General features: G+C 37.0%; 17 protein-coding genes. 9 read left to right on the top strand and 8 right to left on the bottom strand.

Features of this window, described 5'->3' with window-relative positions; all coding sequences use genetic code 11:
• Window positions 1-27: 27 nt before the first annotated feature.
• Complete coding sequence (locus tag ACT6XC_RS03320; protein WP_443740787.1) at window positions 28-459, bottom strand: Hsp20/alpha crystallin family protein; 432 nt, start codon at window positions 457-459, stop codon at window positions 28-30.
• A 612-nt stretch (window positions 460-1,071) separates the two neighbouring features.
• On the opposite strand from ACT6XC_RS03320, the gene htpG reads away from it, so the two are divergent.
• Both htpG and ACT6XC_RS03310 read left to right on the top strand, forming a co-directional pair.
• A complete protein-coding gene (htpG, locus tag ACT6XC_RS03315) occupies window positions 1,072-3,039 on the top strand; it encodes a molecular chaperone HtpG (protein WP_443740786.1) in 1,968 nt (655 codons plus the stop codon).
• A 132-nt stretch (window positions 3,040-3,171) separates the two neighbouring features.
• Window positions 3,172-4,098: a DUF1848 domain-containing protein gene (locus ACT6XC_RS03310; protein WP_443738122.1), complete on the top strand. Its 927-nt coding sequence runs from the start codon at window positions 3,172-3,174 to the stop codon at window positions 4,096-4,098.
• Window positions 4,099-4,156: 58 nt separating this feature from the next.
• Here the strand turns inward: ACT6XC_RS03310 and ACT6XC_RS03305 are convergent, their stop codons facing one another.
• Genes ACT6XC_RS03305 through trkA form a run of 3 tightly spaced genes read right to left on the bottom strand, consistent with a single transcriptional unit; the run spans window position 4,157 to window position 7,988 of the window.
• Entirely contained in the window at window positions 4,157-5,131 is a 975-nt protein-coding gene (locus tag ACT6XC_RS03305; protein ID WP_443740785.1) for a DMT family transporter, read from the bottom strand.
• A gap of 1 nt (window position 5,132) precedes the next feature.
• Window positions 5,133-6,572 carry a TrkH family potassium uptake protein gene (locus ACT6XC_RS03300; protein ID WP_443738120.1) on the bottom strand — a complete coding sequence of 480 codons (1,440 nt, stop codon included), beginning with the start codon at window positions 6,570-6,572 and terminating at the stop codon, window positions 5,133-5,135.
• A complete protein-coding gene (gene trkA, locus ACT6XC_RS03295; RefSeq protein WP_443738119.1) occupies window positions 6,573-7,988 on the bottom strand; it encodes a Trk system potassium transporter TrkA in 1,416 nt (471 codons plus the stop codon).
• A 356-nt stretch (window positions 7,989-8,344) separates the two neighbouring features.
• On the opposite strand from trkA, the gene ACT6XC_RS03290 reads away from it, so the two are divergent.
• The 3 genes from ACT6XC_RS03290 to ACT6XC_RS03280 all read left to right on the top strand — a co-directional run bounded on the left by ACT6XC_RS03290 (window position 8,345) and on the right by ACT6XC_RS03280 (window position 11,681).
• Window positions 8,345-9,127: a type III pantothenate kinase gene (locus ACT6XC_RS03290; protein WP_443740784.1), complete on the top strand. Its 783-nt coding sequence runs from the start codon at window positions 8,345-8,347 to the stop codon at window positions 9,125-9,127.
• A gap of 104 nt (window positions 9,128-9,231) precedes the next feature.
• Window positions 9,232-10,731, top strand: a complete 1,500-nt coding sequence (locus tag ACT6XC_RS03285) for an ABC transporter substrate-binding protein (RefSeq protein WP_443738613.1) — start codon at window positions 9,232-9,234, stop codon at window positions 10,729-10,731.
• Between the two features lie 29 nt (window positions 10,732-10,760).
• On the top strand, window positions 10,761-11,681 hold the full coding sequence (locus ACT6XC_RS03280; RefSeq protein ID WP_443740783.1) for an ABC transporter permease: 921 nt from the start codon (window positions 10,761-10,763) through the stop codon (window positions 11,679-11,681).
• Window positions 11,682-11,683: 2 nt separating this feature from the next.
• Here ACT6XC_RS03280 and ACT6XC_RS03275 read toward each other — a convergent pair whose 3' ends face one another.
• Window positions 11,684-12,223, bottom strand: a complete 540-nt coding sequence (locus ACT6XC_RS03275) for a flavoprotein (protein ID WP_443740782.1) — start codon at window positions 12,221-12,223, stop codon at window positions 11,684-11,686.
• 37 nt (window positions 12,224-12,260) lie between these two features.
• Between ACT6XC_RS03275 and ACT6XC_RS03270 the strand changes: the two genes are divergently transcribed.
• Genes ACT6XC_RS03270 through hrpB form a run of 4 tightly spaced genes read left to right on the top strand, consistent with a single transcriptional unit; the run spans window position 12,261 to window position 17,127 of the window.
• Complete coding sequence (locus tag ACT6XC_RS03270) at window positions 12,261-13,100, top strand: ABC transporter permease (protein WP_443738616.1); 840 nt, start codon at window positions 12,261-12,263, stop codon at window positions 13,098-13,100.
• A gap of 1 nt (window position 13,101) precedes the next feature.
• Entirely contained in the window at window positions 13,102-13,896 is a 795-nt protein-coding gene (locus ACT6XC_RS03265; protein WP_443740781.1) for an ABC transporter ATP-binding protein, read from the top strand.
• A complete protein-coding gene (locus ACT6XC_RS03260; RefSeq protein ID WP_443738618.1) occupies window positions 13,889-14,650 on the top strand; it encodes an ATP-binding cassette domain-containing protein in 762 nt (253 codons plus the stop codon). The genes ACT6XC_RS03265 and ACT6XC_RS03260 overlap by 8 nt, the downstream gene beginning before the upstream one ends.
• Before the next feature lie 2 nt (window positions 14,651-14,652).
• A complete protein-coding gene (gene hrpB, locus ACT6XC_RS03255) occupies window positions 14,653-17,127 on the top strand; it encodes an ATP-dependent helicase HrpB (RefSeq protein ID WP_443740780.1) in 2,475 nt (824 codons plus the stop codon).
• Window positions 17,128-17,137: 10 nt separating this feature from the next.
• Here hrpB and ACT6XC_RS03250 read toward each other — a convergent pair whose 3' ends face one another.
• The 3 genes from ACT6XC_RS03250 to nifJ all read right to left on the bottom strand — a co-directional run bounded on the left by ACT6XC_RS03250 (window position 17,138) and on the right by nifJ (window position 23,278).
• Window positions 17,138-18,835 carry a family 43 glycosylhydrolase gene (locus tag ACT6XC_RS03250; RefSeq protein WP_443740779.1) on the bottom strand — a complete coding sequence of 566 codons (1,698 nt, stop codon included), beginning with the start codon at window positions 18,833-18,835 and terminating at the stop codon, window positions 17,138-17,140.
• 18 nt (window positions 18,836-18,853) lie between these two features.
• Window positions 18,854-19,432 carry a flavodoxin family protein gene (locus ACT6XC_RS03245; protein WP_443740778.1) on the bottom strand — a complete coding sequence of 193 codons (579 nt, stop codon included), beginning with the start codon at window positions 19,430-19,432 and terminating at the stop codon, window positions 18,854-18,856.
• A gap of 303 nt (window positions 19,433-19,735) precedes the next feature.
• Entirely contained in the window at window positions 19,736-23,278 is a 3,543-nt protein-coding gene (nifJ, locus tag ACT6XC_RS03240) for a pyruvate:ferredoxin (flavodoxin) oxidoreductase (protein WP_443738622.1), read from the bottom strand.
• Between the last annotated feature and the right edge of the window lie 906 nt (window positions 23,279-24,184).

The following is a 24,184-nucleotide window of genomic DNA, read 5'->3' as shown; positions in this document are numbered from 1 at the left end:
TTATTTTAACGCCTAGATTTTATATGCTTATGCGCTGGTTATTGCAATGTGTTTTGGTTGCGCAAGGGCTTTTCTTGGCATTGAAACTGTCAAAACGCCGTCTTTTACGTTGGCTGTTAATTTTTCGCTGTCTACATCATCTGGAAGTGTAAAGCTTCTCTTAAATGATGAAACTGTGCGTTCACGAATGAGCCATTTTGTCTCGTCTTTTTTGTCTGATTTTTCTTCTTTTTTAACTTCGTCTTTAGAAGAAACTGTCAAAACATTCTGGTTCAATTCAATGTCAACGTCTTTGTCTGTTTTTCCAGGCATATCCATTGTCAAAGTATAGTTTTCTTTGCTTTCCTTTACGTCTACCTTTGGCATATGGAACATTTTTTTGTAACTAAATGCCGGCATTGTATAACCGTCATCTCCAAAATCATTAAACAAGTCATTAAAAAGTGCTAAATCGTTCATACATTACCTCCAAAGTTTTGAAAACTTAGTTTTTTCTAGCTTTCATATATCTATAAGCAAAAAGTGTGCCAAGTTAAAAACCTTAAATAAAAAAGCATTTTTTCAATCTAAAAACGAATTTTTTGCATAAAATAAACTTTAAAAACCGCAAATTTTTGTTTTTATATTTTTTATCGGGCAATTTTTGGACAGTTTTCTGAACAAGCTCATTTTTTTGAGCACTTTTGTCCGTTTTTTGCAATTTTTTTTGAAAATCCGGGTAATTTTGACACAGTTTTATGTGCGCTAAAAGCGCACGACCGGGCTTTCAGCCTGGATTGCTGCATGCTATCGCATGCTGCGGCTTTTGCTTGCGCAAAACCCGTTTATTTACGTGTGCGCTAAAAGCGCACAACCGGGCTTACAGCCCGGATTGGAACCCCGGAGTTGCCGGATGGCAATGAGCGCTAGCGAAGGGTGGAAAGCCGGTTTTGACGCCAAGCGTTTTTTTAACCGAATTTCTTTTCTGTTTCGGGAAATGTGCTCCTAAAATTTTTATTTTTTTTCTATACTTATGCGTTTTTTTTTATTATTTTTAAAGTGAAAAACTTTTAAATTTTGGGAGATAGATAAATGGCAAAGTATCAGTTTCAGACAGAAGTTAATCAGCTTCTTAAATTGATAATTCACTCAATGTATTCAAACAAGGATATTTTCCTTCGCGAAATCGTTTCTAATGCTTCCGACGCTTTGGACAAATTGAACTACCTTATGGTTTCGGAAGACGCTTACAAAAATTTAAAGACTGAACCGAGAATTGACATCAGTTTTAACGACGTTGCAAAAGTGCTCACTGTTCAAGATTCGGGAATCGGCATGAACGAAGATGACTTGAACAACAACCTCGGAACAATCGCTCGCTCAGGAACTAAGGCTTTTATCGAAAAATTTTCAAACGACAAAAATGCCGGCGAATCTAATCTAATCGGTCAGTTTGGCGTTGGTTTTTATTCAGCTTTTATGGCTGCAAAAGAAATAAATGTTTACACACGAAAGGCCGCATCTGACAAAATTTACAAATGGTCGAGCGACGGCACAAATTCTTACTCAATTGAAGAAATCAAGGCTGATTCTGACGAAGCAAAAAAATTTGGTTTTGACAAACCAGAAACTCACGGTTCTGCAATAGAGATGGTTTTGAACGATGACAGCAAAGATTATGCTTCTCGCTGGAAGATTGAAGAACTTATTAAGCGCTATTCTGACCACATTGCTTTCCCGATTTATTTGCACTACACACAGAACAAATACGACGACAAAGGCAACGTTACTGGAAGCGAAAACAAAGTTGATCAGGTAAATACTGCATCTGCTCTTTGGAAACGTCCAAAATCTGAACTTAAACCAGAAGATTACAACGCTTTCTACAAAACAATCAGCCACGACAGCCAGGATCCGCTTCATTATGTTCACACTCATGCCGAAGGAACTCAGGAATATACGACTTTGTTCTATGTTCCACAGCAAGCTCCGTTCGATATGTATCAGGCAGATTACAAAAGTGGCGTAAAACTTTATGTTAAACGCGTATTTATTACGGACGATGACCGTGAACTTTTGCCGTCTTATCTGCGTTTTGTGAGAGGAATTATTGATTCGGAAGACTTGCCTTTGAACGTAAGCCGCGAAATTTTGCAGCAGAATAGAATTTTGGACAATATTAAGTCGGCTTCTGTAAAAAAACTTTTGAGCGAATTTAAAAAACTCGGCGAAACAGCGGACAAAGCGCGCAAAGCAGAAAATCCTACAGACGAAGATAAAAAAGCGATTGAAAAATGGAATAAATTTGTAGAAAACTTCAATCGTCCAATGAAAGAAGGACTTTATTCTGACTACACAAACCGCGAAGAAATTGCAGAAATCGTAAGATTCAAGTCTACTGACGAAAGCGGAAACGGCGACGGAAAATGGACAAGCTTTAAGGATTACGTTTCGAGAATGAAGCCAGAACAAAAAGCAATCTACTATATTACAGGCAACAACGAAAAGAACCTTCGTGCAAGTCCTCTCCTCGAGGCATATAAAAACAAGGGTTTTGAAGTATTGATTATGGCTGACGATATTGACGACATTGTAATTCCAAGCCTTATGAAATACAAAGACTTTGAACTCAAGGGTGTAAACCGAGCAGGTTCAGACGAAGAACTCGGAATCGACAAAGACGAAGCAAAGAAAAAGGAAGAAGCATTTAAGCCTGTTCAGGAAAAAATAAAAAAAGCGCTTGGAGAGCGTGTAAAAGATGTAGTTCTTTCAAAAAGATTGAGCGACAGTCCGTCTTGTATCGTTGTTGACGAAAACGATCCTGGAATCCAGATGGAACGGATGATGCGCGCAATGGGTCAGGCAGCTCCAGAAGTAAAACCAATTCTCGAAGTAAACGCTGACCACGCAATCGTAAAAACGCTTGAAAACTCAACCGATGAAGGTTACATTTCTGACGTTTCGGAAGTTCTTCTCGACCAGGCACTTCTCGTAAGCGGAGCCGAACTTTCAAGCCCGACAGACTTTATAAAATCTATGAACAAGTTGATTGCAAAATAGAAAAACCGCTTTTAGAGCAATGTCCCCGCTGTACGGAAAATGTTCTGTTCAGCGGGGATTTTTTTTTACTTTTAAAAATATTTTTCAGTTTCTCAATTTCCAACAAAACCGCTTTTGTTCTATAATAATTTTATGATTATATTTGCTTCTGGACGGACGGATATTCCCGCTTTTTATTCTGAATGGTTTATAAATCGTATCCGCGCTGGATTTGTCGACGTGCGTAATCCTTATGTTCCGCAAAAAATCACACGTTACAGACTTGAACCAAAAGTCGTTGATTGCCTTGTTTTCTGCACAAAAAATCCCAAACCTCTTATTCCTTATCTGGACGAACTCAAAAATTTTGGAACTTATTTTTTTGTCACAATCACTCCGTATGGAAAAGAAATCGAACCCAATGTTCCCGAAAAACAAACCGTAATCGAAGCTTTTGCTGAACTTTCTCAAAAACTTGGAAAAGAAAAAGTCTGCTGGAGATACGATCCGATTTTTGTTGATTCAACTTACACAGTGGCAACTCATATCCGCGAATTCAAAAAAATGTGCGAAAAACTTTCTCCTTATACCGACCGTTGCATAATCAGTTTTGTCGACTTATATTCAAAAACAATTAAAAAATTTCCAGAATTAAAAGAAGTAAGCGAAAACGACCAAAAATTTTTAGCTGGAAGTTTTGCAAGAATTGCTGGAGAATATGGAATAAAAATTGAATCTTGCGCAGAAAAACTCGATTTATCTGACTATGGCATTCAAAAAGGCGAATGTGTTTCAAAAGAACTTATCGAAAGAATAACTAACGTTCGTTTGTCTAAAAATGTGCATCAAATCCTGCGAAAACATTGTTCCTGTCTTCCAACACGCGACATTGGATATTACAATTCCTGTCCAAACCTTTGCAAATATTGTTACGCAAATTATGATGAAAAAACCGTTCAAAAAAATTTTTTACAGCACGACAAGAACTCATCTTTTTTAATTGGAAATTCCCGTCCAAACGACATTATTCAACAAGCAAAGCAGGAAACTTTTAAGGATTCGCAGCTTTTTATGTTTTAGTTTTCGAGCAAACACGAACCTTTAGACCGAGTATGTTTTCAATTTTAACAGAAATTAACTACCGTTCGTTCGACATATTCCGTCTGCCTTTTTCTTTTCTCTTGCTCGCTTCAGAAATTGCAAGGCCTGCAATCGTCAAAACCGCGCCTATGCTTCCCATTAAGGTAATTTTGTCACCCAAAATTAAAAACGCAAAAACAATCGTTACAACTGGAGTCAAATAAAGAAAAACCGTCACCCTTACAGTTCCAAGATTTTTACAAACCAAATTCCAAACCGCAAAAGCAAAAGCACTTGCTGCAATTCCTAAAAATCCAAAATTTAACCAGTTAAAAATATCCGACCAGCGTTCAGCATTTGCCGCTTCAGAAAGATTTATATAAGTCATTGGAGAATTTTTACCGTTCAAAATTCCAAAAACCGCAATAGGAATCATACAAACCAGAGCCCAGAAAAATTGTCGTCGAGTAGAACTTATCGGGTTTAAATTGAACGAAGCAATTTTCGTAACGCTTAAAGAATAAAATGCCCAGCAAACCGCAGCGGCCAAAGCAAGAAAATCGCCTTTTGGGCTCAAATGAAATACAAGCGCACCATTAAATGTAACAAACACAATTCCAGAAATTGCAACAAAAAAACCGACAACAAAAAGTAAGTTAATATTTTTTTCTTTCAAAAAAATCTGGGCAATAATCGCCGTAAACATTGGACAGATTGAAACAATAATGCAAACATTCGCCGGCAAAGTATAGTCAATCGCAATATTTTCCAAAAACTGATAAACAGAGACGCCGCTCGCTCCTGCCGCAAAAAACCACAATTCATCCTTTTTGCGAGGCAGTTTTATCCGCTCTGGCTTCATGAGCCAAAGCATTGCGTAAGCAGTTATAAAGCGGACTGTAAGAATTTCAAACGCGCTAAAGCTTCGCAGTAAATATTTTGTGCTAACAAAAGTAATTCCCCAAATTAGAATTACAAACAACGCAAAAAAGTAATTAAGACCTTTGTTTTTTAAGAGAGGTAAATTAAGCATTTCAGTTTTTCCAAAAATCTTTTGTAAAAAGAATTATCAAATTGTAAATTTCAAGACGACCGGCAATCATCATAAAACTAAAAATCCATTTTAAGAACGACGGAATCCAGCCGTAATCCATAAACGGACCAAAAGCAGGTCCAATATTTCCAAGCATCGAAAAACTTGCCGTAAACGACTCAAAAACAGAAAGTCCGCCAAGAGTTCCAGCAAAAGTCGAAATAAACGCAAGCCCAAAATAAACAAAGACAAAAGATGCAATGTTTAAAACCAAGTCTTCGCGTCCTGCCGAACCATTTACTCGAACAGAAAAAACTCCGTGAGGATGAATCATCTTAAGCATTTCGACGCGCGCTTTTTTTGCCAGAATTACCCATCGAATAACCTTAAATCCGCCAGAAGTTGAACCAGAACATCCGCCTATAAAAAACAAAATGAATATAAAAAACTGACTTGCCGCTGGCCATTTCATAAAATCCGCAGTAGCAAAACCAGTCGTACTCATAATCGTTGCCACCTGAAATGAAGCGTATCTTAAAGCTTTTCCAAAACCGCCATAAAATTTAACAAGCGAAAAAGCCAGGCATAAAACAACAATTCCAAAAATACCGACATAAGCTTTGAATTCGCTGTTATTTTTTAATTCGCTGAATTTTCCGGTAATCACGTAAAAATAAAGGCTAAAATTTACACCTGCCAGAAACATAAAAACAGTGCAGACAATTTCGGTGGAAAGAGAATTAAATCCTGCAATACTTGCATTTTTTGAACTAAAACCGCCTGTTCCCAAAGTCGAAAAAGCATGGCTTAGAGCGTCAACAAAATCCATTCCGCAAAACATTAAAATTACAGTCTGGATAACCGTCAAAGCAAAATAAATTCCCCACAAGGCTTTTGCAGTATTTGCCATTTTGGGAGTGATTTTTCCTTTTTCTGGACCAGTTGATTCAGCTTTTACAAGCGCAAAACCGCCAACACCAAGCAAAGGCAAGACCGCAGTTGTAAGCGCTATTATTCCCATGCCACCAAGCCAGTGCATTTCCATTCGCCACAAATTTACAGCGCGAGGCAAAATTTCAACATCTTTTAAAACCGTTGCTCCCGTCGTACTAAAACCGCTTACAGATTCAAAAACCGCACTCGAAAAATCGTTAATCCAACCGCCGGCAAAAAGAGGAATTGCACCAAAAAAACTTATGGCAACCCAAGCAAAACTTACAAAAACAAAAACCGCTCTTGTTCCAAGTTTTACGGGAACTTTTTTTCCGCCAAAATAAAAAGCAGAACCAAAAATCCACGCAACAACCATTGGAATTAAAAACGGAAGAATCACTTCATATTCACCAAAAGCAAGCGCCGTCCCAATCGGCAACAAAAACGAAGTTCCAATTATCGAAAGAATAATAGCAAAAATTCTTACAAAAACAAAAACCGTCTGCATTTAAAGTTCCGCCCCAAATTTTTCAAGCACATGTTGATTTTCTTCAAGAGTCGTAATCATTACAATTTCATCGCCAATTTCAATTTTTGTGCTTCCAATCGGAATAAAATATTCGTCTGATCCGTTTTTTTGCATCATCAGAACCAAAAATTTACCGTTTTCCGCAATATCGCGAAGAGTGCTGCCAACTACTGGACTTTTTTCGTCAACTTTTATTTCCATAATTTCAAGAGAACCGTCATTGACCGTATGAACACCAGTTACCGCTTTTCCCTTTAAGTGGCTCATAATCGAATCAACAACCGTATCCCGAATCGGAACAGCAACTTCAATTCCAATTTTTCTGGCAATTTCGCCAAAAGCATTATTTTGAACCAGTGCAATGCTATTTTTTATACCAAGGGATTCAAAATAAGCCGCCATTACAATATTCAATTCGTGGTTAGAAGTAGTACAGATTACAAGGTCATATTTATCAATTCCTTCTTCTTCAACAAACCCTTCTTCCGTAGCATCCGTACAAAAAACTTTTATTTTAGAAAATTTTTCTGCAGCAGCCTTAGCAAGATTTTCGTCGCTATCGATAATACAGAATTCTTGAGTTGGATTTCCTTCACGCTTAAAAAGTCGCGTAATAAAACTAGACTTTCGTTCTATCAATTTTTCGGCAACGATCGTTCCAATCCTTCCAGCACCAATAATTGCAATTTTTTTAATTTCTTTAAGTTTTGAACCGCAAAGTTTTAAGAATTCCGGAATATCCTGCTTTAACATCAGCGCGCCAATGCAATCTTCCGCCTTAATTACAGTTTCGCCACTTGGCAAGCGAGTTTCGCCGTTACTTTCAACATAGGCAACCAGAATCGGTCTGTCCGTAATTTTCCTAAGACTAATAATTTTCTGGTTTTCCAGACGACTTCCCTTTTCTACGGTAATTCTAATAAGTTCATATTGATCGCCAAAAGGCATAACATCGGTAATGGCTCCGTGATTTGCCGCATTTGAAATTGCTTCCGCAGCTTCAACGTCAGGATGAACCATATAATCAACACCATAAAGTGGCCGGCGGTTTTTAGCTTTTTCAACAGATGTCGTGTCCACATAATAAGCATAGTTCCGCACACGCGCAATTTTCGTAACATCCGGATAAACAGCGTCAACCAGCGAACACGTAATCATATTTACTTCGTCATTTGAGGTAACGCAAACAAGGGCATCGGCATTTTTAATCCCAGCTTCTTCCAAGACATCCAGATTATTGCCTTCTGCATGAATTACATTGCAATCCAGACTGTTAGAAGCATGCCTTACAACTTCATCATCGTTATCAATTAAAACAACATCATTTTTTCCGTTTACAAGTCTTTTAGCCAATTGAATTCCTGTAAAACCAGCGCCAACAATTACGATTTTCATAATTTAATTATACTCAATAATAAGAACTTTTGACATAATTTTTGGAGCTCATCTTCCTCAGAAAAAACAACTCTGCTTCAAAAAACACAGTTGCCACAAAAACCGGCTTTCCACCCTTCGCTCTCGCTCATTGCCATCCGGCAACTCTGGGGTTCCAAGCCGGGCTACAAGCCCGGTCGTGCGCTTTTAGCTTAACAAAAAGTCCATATAAAAAAATCCGCGCACCTACTTTATTTTTTTTTTACAAAACTGTATGTTAAAAAAGCATTGACTGTCGTTGGCAGCAGTGACTACAATTTTTTTTCACATCTTAAAAGGCATTTGCCTTAATAGACTTGATCTTAAGGACAGGTACTATGACGCTTACTCTCGATGTTGGAAATTCAAACATCACAGGAGGGGTTTTTGACGGCGACCAGCTAATTTTACAGTTCCGCCAGACAACCCACAAAAATTCATCCTCCGACGAAATTGGAATTTTCCTTCGCTCCGTTCTTCGGGAAAACAATATTTCTCCCGAAAAAATCACCCAAATTGGAATTTGTTCAGTTGTTCCGCCAATCAACTATTCTCTTTCCAGTGGAATCCTCAAGTATTTTGGAATCGAGCCTCTTTTTATTCAAGCTGGAATCAAAAACGGTTTAAAACTAAAAATGCAAAATCCAAAAGAAATCGGTGCAGATTTAATCGCCGATTCTATCGGTGCAGTTGCACTTTGTCCAAACAAAAATTTAATCATTGTTGATTTAGGCACGGCAACAACAATTCACGCACTTACAAAAAACAAGGAATATTTAGGCGGCACAATTCTTCCTGGCTTAAAAATTTCAGTTCAGGCACTTGCTTCTGGCACTTCAAAACTGCCACATGTCGACATCAAAAAGAGCGAAAAAGCCTGTGCCACTGCAACAATCGAAGCAATTCAATCTGGAATTTATTTTGGGACAGCAGGCGCAATAAAAGAAATTTGCCACACAATCAGTTCAGAAGTCTTTAAAAGCGAAAATCCCGAAGACAAGCCGTACATTATTGGCACAGGCGGTTTTGCAAAAATTTTTGAAAGTTACAATATTTTTGACGAAATTTTTCCAGAACTTACGCTTATCGGTGTAAAAAAGGCGCTTGAACTTAATTCTTAAAAAACATGCGGTTAATTTTAGACCGTAAAAAACTAACAAGTAGGCATGATAAAAACAGCCGAAAACAGCGTCTGTTTTTATCTTTAAATCATAGGAATACAAAAATGAAAAAATCAATAAAATTTCTTACACTGGCATTGATTGCCGCAACTTTCACATTTTCTTCATGTGGAACAAAAAAATCTCACGACACTTTGAGAATGACAATGTGCTCTGAACCGGACAGTTTTTTTCCATGGAAATCTGCCGCTGCCGAAACTGCTGCCGTTATAGACAATATTTTTGAAGGACTTTTAAAATACGATGGAAACGGTTCGCTTTACCCTGCTCTTGCAGAAAGTTATTCAGTTTCTGAAGATTCTTTAACTTATACTTTTAAACTTCGCAAAGGCGTAAAATTTCACAACGGAACAGAATTTACTTCTGCCGACTGCATTTACACTTACAAAAATTTGGCAGGCCTCGACGGTCTTACAACACGTTCCGACAATATGCAGATTGTAAAATCAGTTTTTGCTCCAGACGACTATACTTTTGTAATTGAACTGAAAAAAACTTCTGGCGCCTTTTTGCTTCTTGTAGCAACAAGTCCAATTCTTTTGCACGATTACAACGACAACGAAACAATGCCAATTGGAACTGGTCCTTATAAATTCGTTTCATATTCTCTCCACGAAAAAATAGTTTTTGAACGCAACGATGATTACTACGACAAAGAACGTGCTGGAAAGATCAAAAACATCGAAATTCTCATCATGACCGACGAAAATTCAACAATTTCCGCACTTCAGTCTGGTCAAATCGACGTTGCACAGATGATTTCTGGAACAAACGCAAAAATGCTCAAAAAGAATTTCAAAATCATAAGTCATCCGCAAAATATGGTTCAAATTCTTGGAATGAACAATTCTTATCCTCCGCTTGCCGACATCAACGTTCGAAAGGCAATTACCTGCGCAATCGACAAAACAGAAATCATAAACGGTGTTTTTGACGGTTTTGCAACTGAACTTTATTCAAATTTTAGCCCAATTTTAGGTGATTGCTACAACGACAAACTCGTCGGAATTTTTTCTTACAATATTGAAAAAGCAAAAGAATATATGAATCAGTCATCTTTCAAAAACGGGTTCGATATGACGATTACTGTTCCTGCAAACTACCAGCCTCACGTTGATACCGCCCAGATTATCGTAAATATGCTCAAACCACTTGGAATCAACTGCACAATTGTTCCCGTTGAATGGACAACATGGCTCGACAAAGTTTATTCAAAAGCTGAATATCAGACGACTGTAATTGCATTTGCAGGAAAAATTGATCCAGCAGAAGTTCTTCGCCGTTACTGTTCAGATTACAAACGCAACTTTGTAAAATATAGAAATCCTGAATACGACAAAAATTTTGCAGCCGCAGAATCAGAAATCGACCTAAAAAAACGTGCAGATTATTTTAAGAAATGTCAGGAAATTCTTACAATGGACTGCCCTGCTGTTTTCATCTGCGATCCAGGCCGCAATATCATCACTCAAAAAAATGTAGCTGGCTACACTCCTTATCCAGTAAATTTTTACGATTTTTCAACACTTTACTTTGTTGACTAGAATATTATTCAACAAAACAGGAACAAAAAATGAACTTTTATGTAAGAAAATTCATCGACTTTATGACAACCCTTCTCCTTGTAACTCTGGTGACTTTTCTTACATTCCAGCTTCTTCCAGGCAACCCGGCGCTTGCCATTCTCGGACCAGACGCAGATCAAGCTCAAATTGAAGCTCTTGAACTTCAACTTGGATTAAATCAAAGCCTTCCATTACGCTATGCAAATTGGCTAAAAGGAGCATTTTGCGGAAATCTTGGAATTTCCTACAAATATAACCAAAGCGTTTCTTCTTTAATTGCAGGAGCCCTAAAAACAACCGCCTCTCTATCGTTGCTTTCGCTTGTTTTTACCATTGCAATCGGAACTTTTCTGGGAATCACATTTGCACTCAACAGAAAAAAAAAGGTCTGGCGCTGTCTTTCGGTTTTAAATCAAATTTGGGTTTCAATGCCGTCATTTTGCACAGCCCTTATTTTGATTTTAATTTTTACGGTCGGATTAAAACTGTTACCCTCGGTAGGTTTTGACGGTCCAAAAAGTCTTATTCTGCCTTCACTGGCAATTTCGCTGGGTTCATCTTCAATTCTCGCAAGATATATAAAAACAAGCATGGAAAATGAATTGAAGCAGGATTATGTAAGAACGGCAAAAAGCAAAGGTTTGAACGAAAAACAGGTTATCGTTCGCCACGTGCTCAGAAATGCGCTAATTCCATCAATTACAACCCTCGGTCTTATTACCGCAGATATTTTTGGAGGAAGCATAATTATCGAAAATGTTTTTTCTCTTCCAGGAATTGGAAAACTTATAATTCATTCAATTTCTTCAAGAGATTTTCCGTTGCTGCAAGGTCTGACAATTTATCTTGCTATAATGACTTTAACTTGTAACTTTGCGGTCGATATTCTTTATTCAATTATTGACCCTAGAACAAGGTCAAAAAAATAAATTTAAAATAGCTTGCAAATAATCTGAAACAGTTGTTCCGGCTCAGGCATTTTTCCGCGGCCACTGTCGCCACAGGCAAGATGTCCTTCTTCTGGTTCAACAACTTTTATACCATATTTTTTGCAAAGTTTAAGGTTATCCTGAGTAATTAGATTGTCATACATTGCTGTATTCATTGCAGGACACACAATTTTTGGACAAGTTGAAGCAAGGATTGTAGTTGTCAGCATATCGTCTGCAAGTCCGTGTACAATTTTTGCAATTGTATTGGCAGTTGCCGGAGCAACCATAAAAACACTGGCTTTTTTAGCCAATGAGATGTGTTTGACGTCAAATTCAAAATTGCGGTCAAAAGTATCAACAAGGCATTTGTTCTTTGTGAGCGTCTCAAAGGTTAATGGAGTAATAAAATTTAGTGCGTGTTCGGTCATTATAACATGAACATCTGCATGATTTTTAACGAGCATACTGGCAAGTGTTGCAATTTTATAAGCAGCAATGCTTCCAGTCACTCCTAAAACAACTGTTTTTCCTTTTAACATAGGAAAAATTTATTTGAATTTTGAGAGGTAGTCAATAATGAATTCAAACATGAAAATTCTTCAAGAAAACCTGACAAAATACTTAAAAAACAAAACGTTTTTAACTGGTTTTTGCATGTTTTCTTTCATAATTCTGTTCATGCTTGCAGGAACAATTTGGCTTCCGTACGATCCAAATTTGACAAACGCCGCTGCAAAACTTCAGCCACCGTCATTTCATCATCTTCTTGGAACAGACTCACTTGGCCGCGATGTTTTAAGCAGAATAATGTTCGGTTTGAGAATTTCCATCATAATCGGTTTTATTGTAATGATGTTTGGACTTTTTACTGGACTGATTCTAGGCTCAATCTGCGGTTGGTTTGGCGGAGTTGCCGACACAATCATCATGAAACTTGTCAGCACACAAATGGCTTTTCCTGGAATTCTCTTGGCTTTAATGCTCGTTGCAGTTTTTGAACCAGACATCAAGGTTACAATTCTGGTTCTCTGCATTATGAGCATCCCCCGCTTTACAAGAATCACCCGTTCCGGCTACATTAAATTTAAAAATTCACTTTTTGTGCAATCCGCAAAAGCTCGCGGTGCTGGAAATTTCAGAATCATGTATATTCATATTTTACCAAACATTTTAAGCGATCTTCTCATAACTGCAACTTTGAGTTTTTCAATGGCAATTTTGAACGAGTCTGGTTTAAGTTACCTCGGACTTGGAGTTCGTCCGCCATACCCAAGTTTTGGAAGAATGTTGAACGACGCACAGCATTACATTTTTACAAACCCGACAGGAATTATTTTTCCGCTAATTTTTCTGATAATTCTTGTTTTTGGGGTAAATTTAATTGGCGATGGAATTTCGGAAGTAAATGGAAAGTAAAATGAATTCACAAAAATCTTTGCTAAAAATAGAAAATTTGTCAGTTGAATTTTGCTCCAGGCAGAAAAATTTTACGGCAGTAAAAAACGTAAATTTGGAAATTTTTCCCGGAGAATTCGTCGCCCTTGTTGGAGAATCTGGTTCAGGAAAAACAGTAACCTCTCTCAGCATAATGGACCTTTTGCCAGAAAATGCAAAAATCACGGAAGGAACAATAACTTTTACTGGAAAAAATAAATCAATTATTTTTCAGGAACCCATGACAAGTTTAAATCCGCTCTTAAAAATCTGTAAGCAAATTGAAGAATCAGCCCTCATAAAAGGAATTTCAAAACAAGAGGCTCAAAAACAAGCTGAAAAACTTGCAAAAATGACTGGACTTGAAGATACAAAAAAAATTTTCAACTGCTATCCGCACGAACTTTCTGGAGGAATGCGACAGCGCGTAATGATTGCAAGTGCGCTTATGACAAATCCTGAACTTTTAATAGCAGACGAACCGACAACCGCATTGGATGTTTCAACGCAAAATAAAATTCTTTCGATAATTAAGAACTTAAAGAGTGAATTCAACACCGCCCTTCTTTTAATAACACACGATTTTACAGTTGTAAAAAAACTCTGTTCAAGAATTTATATAATGTACAAAGGAAAAATCGTAGAAACAGGAAAAACAGAAGAAATATTAAAAAATCCTCAACATCCGTATACAAAGGCACTAATAGATTCAATTCCAGATGCAAAAAAACGGCACGAAAAACTTCCTGTACATTTTGGAGAATGGCAAAATGAATAATCCTCATAGAATAATCGAATGTAAAAATGTTTTTAAATCTTTCTCAACAAAAAATGGAATTACAAATGCCGTAAATGGCGTAAATCTTTCAATAAACAAAGGCGAATGTTATGGTTTAGTCGGTGAATCTGGCTGTGGCAAATCAACCTTAAGCAGTTTAATTTGCGCCCTTCAAAAACCAGATTCCGGAGAAATTTTATTTGAAGGAAAAACTGTCAAAGATGAAAAAAATTTCCGGCGCCACTGCCAAATAATCTTTCAAGATCCATATTCTTCACTAAACCCGAAAAAGAAAATCAAATCAATAATCGAAGAACCGCTAATAATTCACAAAATCGGCAAAACAAAACTAGAACGCAGCAAAATCATAAACGAAATGCGCACTTTAATCGGACTTCCACCAGATTCTCTCGAAAAATTTCCACATCAGCTTTCCGGAGGACAGAGACAGAGAGTTGCAATTGCCAGTGCAATGATTTTAAATCCAGAATTTGTGATTTGCGATGAATGTGTAAGCGCCCTCGATGTTTTAATTCAAGCACAAATTCTAAATCTTCTCAAAACCATGCAAAAATCAATGAATTTGACATATCTTTTTATAAGTCATAATTTAAACGTTGTTGCTTACATGGCAGACAGAATTGGAGTCATGTATAAAGGCCAAATTGTCGAAGAAAAACCGACTGACAAACTTCTGTCAAAACCGGAACATCCTTATACAAAAACTCTTCTACAGGCAGCTGGAATTGAATAAAAATGTTTATAAACGAAAAAATTAAGAATCTTCCCATAACTCCTTACCTTGAACAGATTTGCCAAAATTTAAAAAATTCTCCGTCAAGATTTTTAGTTTTAACGGCACAAACCGCCGCAGGAAAATCAACCGCAGTTCCACTCGCACTTTTAGAAAATTTTAACGGGAAAATTCTCATGCTCGAACCAAGACGGCTTGCAACAGTTGCTCTTGCAGAAAGAATTTCATCACTTATCGGAGAAAAAACTGGCGAAACGATCGGCTACACTTTAAGCTTGGAAAGCAAAATATCTCAAAAAACCCGTTTTGAAGTTATAACCGAAGCAATTTTAACGCGCCGCCTTCAAAATGATCCTCTTTTAGAAGACACAAATGTTGTAGTTATCGACGAATTTCATGAACGCTCTGTACACGCCGATCTTGCACTTGCGTTTTTAAAAGAAGCAATGTCTCTGCGCGACGACCTTTTTGTTATAATCATGTCGGCAACAATAAATTCAAAAAGAGTTGCAGAATTTTTATCGCAGCCAGCCACTCCAATTATGGAAATTCCCGGCAGACTGTTTCCAGTAGAAATCATTTATAAAGACAAAATTTCAGTAAAAAATGCTATTTTGGATGAATTTTCACAATCAATAAACGCAATAAACGACCGTTCGTTAGTTAAAAATCAAAACAGAACCGACTCAATTCTTGTTTTTCTTCCAGGCATTGCAGAAATCAACAATCTCCGTTCAGAATTAGAAAATTCGCTTTCCTCGACAGAAACTGAAATTTTAACCCTACATTCTTCGATTCCATTGTCCGACCAGAAAAAAATTCTCTCAGAAGTTCCAATTTCTTCTCCAAGACGAATAATTTTATCATCATCAATTGCAGAAACCTCTTTAACAGTTCCAGGAGTTTCAACAGTTATCGACAGCGGACTTTCAAGAATCAACAAAATGAACATTTCGCTTGGAATGGAAAGACTCGTAACAGAAAAAGTAAGTCAATTCAGTGCCGACCAGCGGGCAGGACGCGCAGGAAGACTTATGAGCGGACGTTGCGTCAGACTTTGGAGCAAGTTTGACATTCTCAATAGCGAAATTCAACCAGAAATTCTCCGCTGCAACCTTGCGTCTCTAGTTCTTGAATGTGCAAAATGGGGTTCAACTAAAATAGATTCATTTTTTTGGCTGGATTCTCCTTCTAAATCCGCATGGAACGCAGCAACAACGCTTTTAACAGAATTCGGGTTTTTACAAAACGAAAAAATCACTCAAAATGGAAAAATTGCCCTCGAACTCGGAATTGAACCTCGACTAGCCTGTGCAATTATTTACGGAAAAAAAACAAATCATCTTGAGGAAGCCTTGAATTTTGTCCTAAAATTCAGCCGATACGGAACTGCAAATGAAGAACAAAAGAAAAAATTCCTTTCGATATTAAAAAAACGCATCGAAAAGTGCAATTTTTCTTCAATTTCAAACGAATATGAAGAATTTTCACAAACAGAACTTTTGCTCTCTGGATTTCCAGACAGGCTAGGAAAAAAGCAGCCCCTTAAAGAGCAATCTTTTTTAAAAAACGCCGCGCAGACTTTATATCAGTTTCCATCTGCCCACAAAGCAGTTCTTTCAAAAACGTATCAGGAAAGCCCCGAATGGCTCATTGCTCCAGAAGTAAATGCAGGAAGTTCAACAGGAAAAATTTATTCATTTGAAAAAATCGACTCAATTCAACTCGAAAACTGGCTCAAAAATCACTCTGAAATAACAGAAGAATTGGAATTTGATAAAAAAAACTTTTCCGTCAAAAAAACACAAAAAAATTCTTACGGAGCAATCCTTCTAAAAGAAAAAAAATTACCTGTTTCGCCGCAGGATTTTGGAAAAGCACTTTGCGCAGAAATTCAAAAAAACGGTCTTTCTGTCCTTCCATTTGATAAAAAAACTTTTGACTTTTTACTTCGCGCCCAATTTTACGCAAATCATATTGAACCAAAACTTTTTACACAAATTGAATCTCTGCAAAAAAACGCAGAAATCTGGCTTTTACCGTTTATAACTTCCAGCAAAATTGACGAAAACATAGTTTTTGACGCCCTTTTTTATTTTTTTAACGGAACAAAAATCGACAATTCAGTTCCTTCATCAATTATTCTCGAAAACGGAAAAAAAGCTAAAATAAAATACGAAAGCCGGCTTATCAGTTCAGAAACACTGAATATTGACAATTATATAACTAACGTTCGTTTGTTAAACGTCATTCCAATTCTTGAAATTATAATTCAGCAAATTTTCGGCTGTTTTTCGACTCCCCAAATTTCAGGAATTTCTGTACTTTTAAAACTTCTTTCTCCAGCACGCAGACCTTTGCAAATCACCGACAATTTGGAAAATTTTTGGTCTAGCGCCTGGATAGAAATCTGCAAAGAAATGAAAGGCCGTTATCCAAAACATAATTGGGATTATAAACTAACAACCGATAGTTAATTTTAGATATTTAATGCCTTATTTTTATTGACTTAAACAAAGCACTACCTTTTTCGTCAGCCTCCGCATTTCCTATTGCGTAAATTCCAAACCGGCCACCAACCCAATGAGCACTTTCCGTTGTAAAAAAATCACTTTTCCATTTAAAAGAATTTTTCAAGCCTTTTCCTGTTTTTACGGTAAATTGAACTGCACCCGAATATATGCTGAACGAAATAAAATCCATTCGAATTTTTATCGGTTGATTTTCGTTTTTCAATTTTAACTGTTCGCGATAAACCTCAAATTCACTTCTAGTGTCGTCTGTCAAATCTTCATTTTTCGATTTAAAATAAACAAAATCAAACCCCAAAACAGTTTTTTCAATCGCCACAGAAGCATATTCTTCTGCAAGAAAAATCATTCCCGCACGAGAACCATTTGGCAAAGAACTTACGTCAAGCACAGTCTTTAAATAAAAATTTTCATACTGAATTTTTTGAGTCAAAACATTCGAAGAATTCCATAAAACTGGAAAACCCTTTTGATTTTTCGAACCACGATGCAAAACAGCCAGTCTATAATTTTCCGCCTCTGGACTAAAACTTTTTTCAGCTTTTGCAAATTTTTCAGAATGATTCCCGCTCCACTGCCATTCAAGTCCACAATTTTCAAAAGCGCAGACTGATTTTTTTAAGGGATTTTTCAATTTTTTTAAAATATTAAATCTTGGCGATCTGAATTTTAAAACTGGCTCCCCAGGCATAAGACCTGTTTTTACAGAAGTTCCCATCAAAGGCCAGTCATTTTTCCATAAAACCGGTTCAAGGTGAATTATTCTTCCAAAAATTCCACGGTCTTGAAAATGAATAAACCAATTTTCTCCAAAAGGAGTTTCGACAAAAGCACCTTGATGAGGTCCATTTATTCCAGACTCACCTTCCTGTAAAACAATTTTTTCTTCCCACGGTCCTTCAGGATTTTTAGAACGCAAAACAGTCTGCCATCCTTCCGTAACTCCGCCAGCTGGTGCAAAAATATAATAAAATCCGTTCCTTTTATAAACTTTCGGTCCTTCCATTGTCGGCTGAGTTTTAGTTCCGTCAAAGACAATTTTATCCTCGCCTTCGCAAACTTTAAGTTTTTTATTAAATCTTAAAACCCCGATTCTACTGTTAAAACCGCATCGACTTTTTGCATAAGCATGATAAACATAGGCATTTCCATCATCATCAAAAAAAAGTGATGGATCAATAAAACCTTTCGCCTTATAAATCAATTTTAGCGGAGTCCATTTTCCAAAAATATCATCAGTTTGAGTTAAAAAAATTCCTTCATCAGGTAAACCAACGATTATATAAAAAATTCCTTTGTGATACGAAAAAGAAGGCGCCCAAATGCCTTTTGCATTCTGAGGAAAAGTATATTGGTCAAGCGGAATATTTTCAGTCGCATAATTTATCAGTTTCCAGTCAACCAGTTTTTTTGAAAAAAGAATCGGCAACCCCGGCGTAAAATTAAAACTCGAAGCCACCATAAAATAATTTCCACCAACTCGAATAACATCTGGATCTGAATAATCACACAAAATAATCGGATTCTTATACATTGCTCTAATTTTATGATTTTCTGGGCGTTCCGGCAACTTGTTGCCGTCGGGAGTTCCAGGGTTCCGGCTTTCGCCTGCATTGCTCCACTTCGTTCCGCAACGGCTTTGCCGCCCTTCCATTCCCTTACGCTTTTTTCACTAGCGAATAAAACTCGTCATAACTTTTTCAACCCATTCTGGTTGTTTTACAGTTTTTTTACCAGCTTCAATAGATTTTAAAATCCATGCCATATTTTTTCCAAGCATTGTCATTGTCTGAACGCCTTCTTCATCTTTAAGAACATCTTCTGGCGTCTTTCCATGAACTTCATTCCAATAGCAACTTGTAACAATTGGCATTGCGCTATAAGCAAAATATTTATTTATAACATCAAGAGTAGCGGTATTTCCTGCACGGCGACAAGTTGAAACACTCGCCGCAGGCTTAAATCTAAAATCTGCTCCAGCAGCAGCCCAGAGTCTGTCCATAAACATAACAAGTTCACCGCTAGGACTAGCCCAGTAAACAGGAGAGCCAAAAACAAATCCGTCAGCATTTTTAACTTTTTCAGAAGCATCTTTTACAACAGCTTCAATTTCACCATTAAAAACTCTTCGCCCAATATTCAAAATTTCTGTTTCAATTCCTTCAAATTCAAGACTCTTAGCTACCAAATCCAAGGCTGTAAAAGTGCAACCATTGTCTTTCCGGCTGCCGTTAAACAAAACAACTTTCATAAATTTTTCCTCACAAAAAAAAGATAATTTTAATATACTTTAAAAGAAAAGAAGTTTCCAATCCTAACAACTAAAAAACAAACCGCGGTTTGTTTTTTTACAGGATTCAACATAATTCTGTTAGGCATTTTTACCTCCAATAGCATTTGCAAAATATGATGAAATCAATATATTCTCGTTCAATCCATAACTTGCCAACATAAAAAAATCCCGTCCTACAGAAAATCGTAAGACGGGATTTTACCGGTAATCCGGAAATTAGAATTTCAAGCCATCGAATATTTCAATGGTTTGAAACAAAACTTATTTATACAATTCAATAAGTTTCTGCAAGTGAACAAATCTTGCTTTTGCTGCTTCTTCGTTTCTGTCGAACAATACTTTAGCACGTTCTGGGAACTTGCGAGTAAGTGAAGAGTAGCGGGTTTCGTTGTTCAAGAAGTTCTGGTAAGTTCCGTCGCCTTCTTTTGAAGTAAGAGTAAACGGATTCTTTCCTTCTGCCTTGAGAGCAGGATTAAAGCTGAACAGGTTCCAATAGCCGGCTTTTACAGCTGCCTTCATTTCGTCCTGACAGTGGTTCATTCCGCCCTTAACTCCATGGAGTTCACAAGGAGCATATCCAATGATAAGTGAAGGTCCATTATAAGCCTCAGCTTCTTTAATTGCCTTGAGAGCCTGTGCAGGATTTGCACCAAGAGCAATCTGAGCAACATAAACATATCCGTAGCTCATTGCAATTTCAGAAAGCGACTTTTTGCCAACTTCTTTTCCAGCAGCAGCAAACTGACAAACTTCACCAATGTTAGAAGCCTTAGACGCCTGTCCACCTGTATTTGAGTACATTTCTGTATCGAATACCATAACATTGACATTTTCGCCAGAAGCAAGAACGTGGTCCAATCCACCAAAACCAATGTCGTAAGCCCATCCGTCGCCACCAAAAATCCATACAGATTTTTTAGCAAGATAGTCTTTCTTTTCAAGAATTTCTTTAGAAGTTTCACATCCGCAAGCTTCAAGTTCTTTTACAAGAGCGTCTGTTGCAGGAGAGTTTGCAATTGTGTCGTTCTTTGTTTCCAAGTATTTTGCAATTGCATCTTTAAGAGAAGCTTTGTCTGTATTTTCAGCAACTTCTTCAAGTTTAGAAATCAGGCTGTCGCGGATAAATTTCTGTCCTGCATACATACCCAATCCGTGTTCTGCGTTGTCTTCAAATAGAGAATTTGCCCAAGCTGGTCCTTTCTTTGAATCCTTGTTAACTGTGTAAGGAGCTGTTGCTGCAGGTCCTCCCCAGATTGAAGAACAACCAGTAGCATTTGAAATGTACATATGTTCGCCAAAGAGCTGAGTAATAAGACGAGCATAAGAAGTTTCTGCACAACCTGCACATGAACCAGAGAATTCAAGCAACGGCTGGTTGTACTGAGAAGTCATTGGCGAAAGTGGAAGTTCATCAACTTCTGGCTTTTTAGAAACATTTGCAACAAGGTAATCCCACTGTGGCTGATTCTTAACGAGACTTTCCTGTGGAACCATTGTGAGAGATTTTGTAGGACAAACTGTTGTACATTCTCCACAACCCATACAGTCGAGAGGAGAAACAGACAATGTGTATTTGTACTGAGCAAGTTTTGGATTTTTTACAGCAAGTGTTTTTGCTCCAAGACCCTCAACTTTTTCAGCTTCGTCAGCAGTAAGAAGGTATGGACGAATTGTTGCGTGAGAACAAACAAAAGCACAAGAGTTACACTGAACACAAGTTTCAGAATTCCATGCAGGAACCATAACAGCTGTTCCGCGTTTTTCGTAAGCAGAAGCGCCGAGTTCAAACTGACCGTCAGCAATATCTTTGAATGCAGAAACAGGAAGATTGTCACCGTCCATGAGTCCGATTGGGTTCATGAGTTTTTCAACCATAGCAACTGTTTTTGCTTCGCCCTTAAGAGCAGGTTTTGCAGCGTCAGCAGCAGGATTTGCCCAGCTTTCAGGAATCTTAACTTCGTGCAGAGCACCTGCCCCCTGATCGATTGCCTGACAGTTCATATCAACAATGTCCTGACCTTTCTTAGAGAACTTAGCAACAACTTTTTCCTTCATATATTTGATAGCTTCTTCAGAAGGAAGAACGTTTGCAAGTTTAAAGAATGCAGACTGGAGAACTGTTGAAGTACGCTTTCCAAGACCAATCTTTGTTGCAATATCTACAGCATCAACTGTGTATACTTTAATTTTGTTGTCGTAAATATATTTTTTAGATTCAGCCGGAAGATGTTTATCGAGTTCTTCATCAGACCACTGGCAGTTAATAAGGAAAATTCCTCCCTTCTTAACATCCTGAACCATCTTGTATCCCTTAATGATGTAGGACTGGTTGTGGCAAGCTACAAAATCAGCCTGATTGATGTAATAAGGTGATTTAATAGGATGATCGCCAAAACGCAAGTGAGAAATTGTAATACCACCAGTTTTTTTAGAGTCATACTGGAAGTAAGCCTGAATGTACTTATCTGTGTGGTCACCAATAATTTTTGTTGAGTCTTTGTTAGCACCAACAGTACCGTCACCACCAATTCCCCAGAACTTACATTCTACAGTTCCTTCAGCAGATGTGATTGGAGCTGGTTTAATTTCTGGTAAAGAAAGGTTTGTAACATCATCAACAATACCAACTGTAAAGCGTGATTTTGGAGAATCTTTAGCAAGTTCTGTATAAATAGCAAATACTGAACTTGGAGGAGTATCTTTTGAACCAAGACCGTAACGACCGCCAGTAAGAACAACATCGTTCAAACCAGCTTCGCGGAGAGTTGCTGCAACATCAAGGTAAAGAGGTTCACCAAGAGAACCAGGTTCCTTAGTTCTGTCGAGAACAGCAATTTTCTTTACAGTTTTTGGAAGTTTTTCAAGGAATTTAGCAGAAACCCAAGGTCTATAAAGATGAACTTTTACAAGACCAACTTTTTCGCCATTTTTTGTAAGGTAATCGATAACTTCTTCTGCAACATCACAAATAGAACCCATTGCAACGATAACACGGTCAGCATCGGCAGCACCGTAGTAATCGAAAAGACCGTAATTTGTTCCAAGTTTCTCATTGATTTTGTTGATATATTTTTCAACAACAGCAGGAAGAGCATCATAAGTTGAGTTACAAGCTTCACGGTGCTGGAAGAAAACGTCACCATTTTCGTGAGAACCGCGCATTGCAGGATGTTCAGGATTAAGAGCATGTGCACGGAATTCTTTTACAGCATCAACGTTGAGCATTTCTTTAAGGTCAGCATAGTCCCAAAGTTCAATTTTCTGAATTTCGTGAGATGTACGGAAACCATCAAAGAAGTTGATAAATGCAACTTTTCCTTCGATTGCAGCTAGGTGAGCAACTGGAGCCAAGTCCATAACTTCCTGAGGATTAGATTCAGCAAGCATTGCAACACCGGTCTGGCGACAAGCATAAACATCAGAATGATCACCAAAAATGTTCAATGACTGAGTAGCAACACAACGAGCAGCAACATGGAATACACAAGGAAGCTGTTCAGCCGCAATTTTGTACATATTCGGAATCATCAAAAGAAGACCCTGAGAAGCGGTGAAAGTAGTTGTCAATGCACCCGATGCTAAAGAACCGTGTACAGTACCAGCAGCACCAGCTTCAGATTCCATTTCGATTACTTTTACTTTTTCACCGAAAACATTTTTCTGGCCGTTTGCAGACCAGTTGTCAACCCAGTCAGCCATTGGAGACGACGGAGTGATAGGATAAATACCAGCTACTTCGGTAAAAGCATATGCAACGTGAGCTGCAGCCTGGTTTCCATCCATTGACTGTTTCTTTCTGGACATATTGTCCTCCTAAATTAACTATGGATTTTTGTCAAATAGAAAGCAGAAAAGTTAATTCTGAAATTTATATTATTTTTATTTTATAACCTGATTTGATTTTTTTCAATATTATGTATTCTTTTGAATTTGAAAATGCACAAATCTCTAGAGTTTTTTTACAAATTTTAAAATCAGCATAAACAGTTATCTCAACATAGCATTTTTATAACAGCATTAAACAGCAAAAAAAGTATCTTTCATTTTAATCAGTTTTACTTTTTGACCACTATTGGACACTACTAAAAAACATTGCATTTCAAAATGCCATTTTTAATAACAAGGTTTACTTTAAAAATAATAATTGAGATAAAACAAACAACTCAATCTACAATAATCAATTAAAGCGATAAAAAACGTTTTGCCAAAAACTTGAACTTTTATAATTTTCATAAAATTCAAAAATACTATTTAGAATAAAACACTCTCAAAATTCTACAAATTTTTATTTATTTTTAAATGACGAACATTCGTCATTTAAAACAACTTTAAACAAACTAACGGTTAATAGTTTAAAACGAATTTTTCTTTTAATTTAATGTTTCTCATGAAACATTTTTATCAACTAAAACTATCCTCTTAAAAGAATTAAAACTTCTCTTATACACTTATACTTATATTAAATAGTTTTATTTATCTTTTAATAAAAATATCAAATGTTTCTCATGAAACAAATTTACTAGATTTTATATTTTTTTTAATCCATACCTTCATAACTTAATAAATATTGGATACTAGAAAAAATGTTTCTCATGAAACATTTTAATCAGAATTTTTACCAATGCTTTCTATTTATAAAACAATATCCACCCAACTTTTAGTAATTTTGTCAATCTAAAAAAAAACAAAAAGTTTCTCATGAAACATTCT

The organism is Treponema berlinense (assembly GCF_052273165.1).
Taxonomy (GTDB): domain Bacteria; phylum Spirochaetota; class Spirochaetia; order Treponematales; family Treponemataceae; genus Treponema_D; species Treponema_D berlinense_A.
The sequence above is the reverse complement of the archived record's forward strand: the minus strand, read 5'-3'. Positions and strand labels throughout refer to the sequence as shown.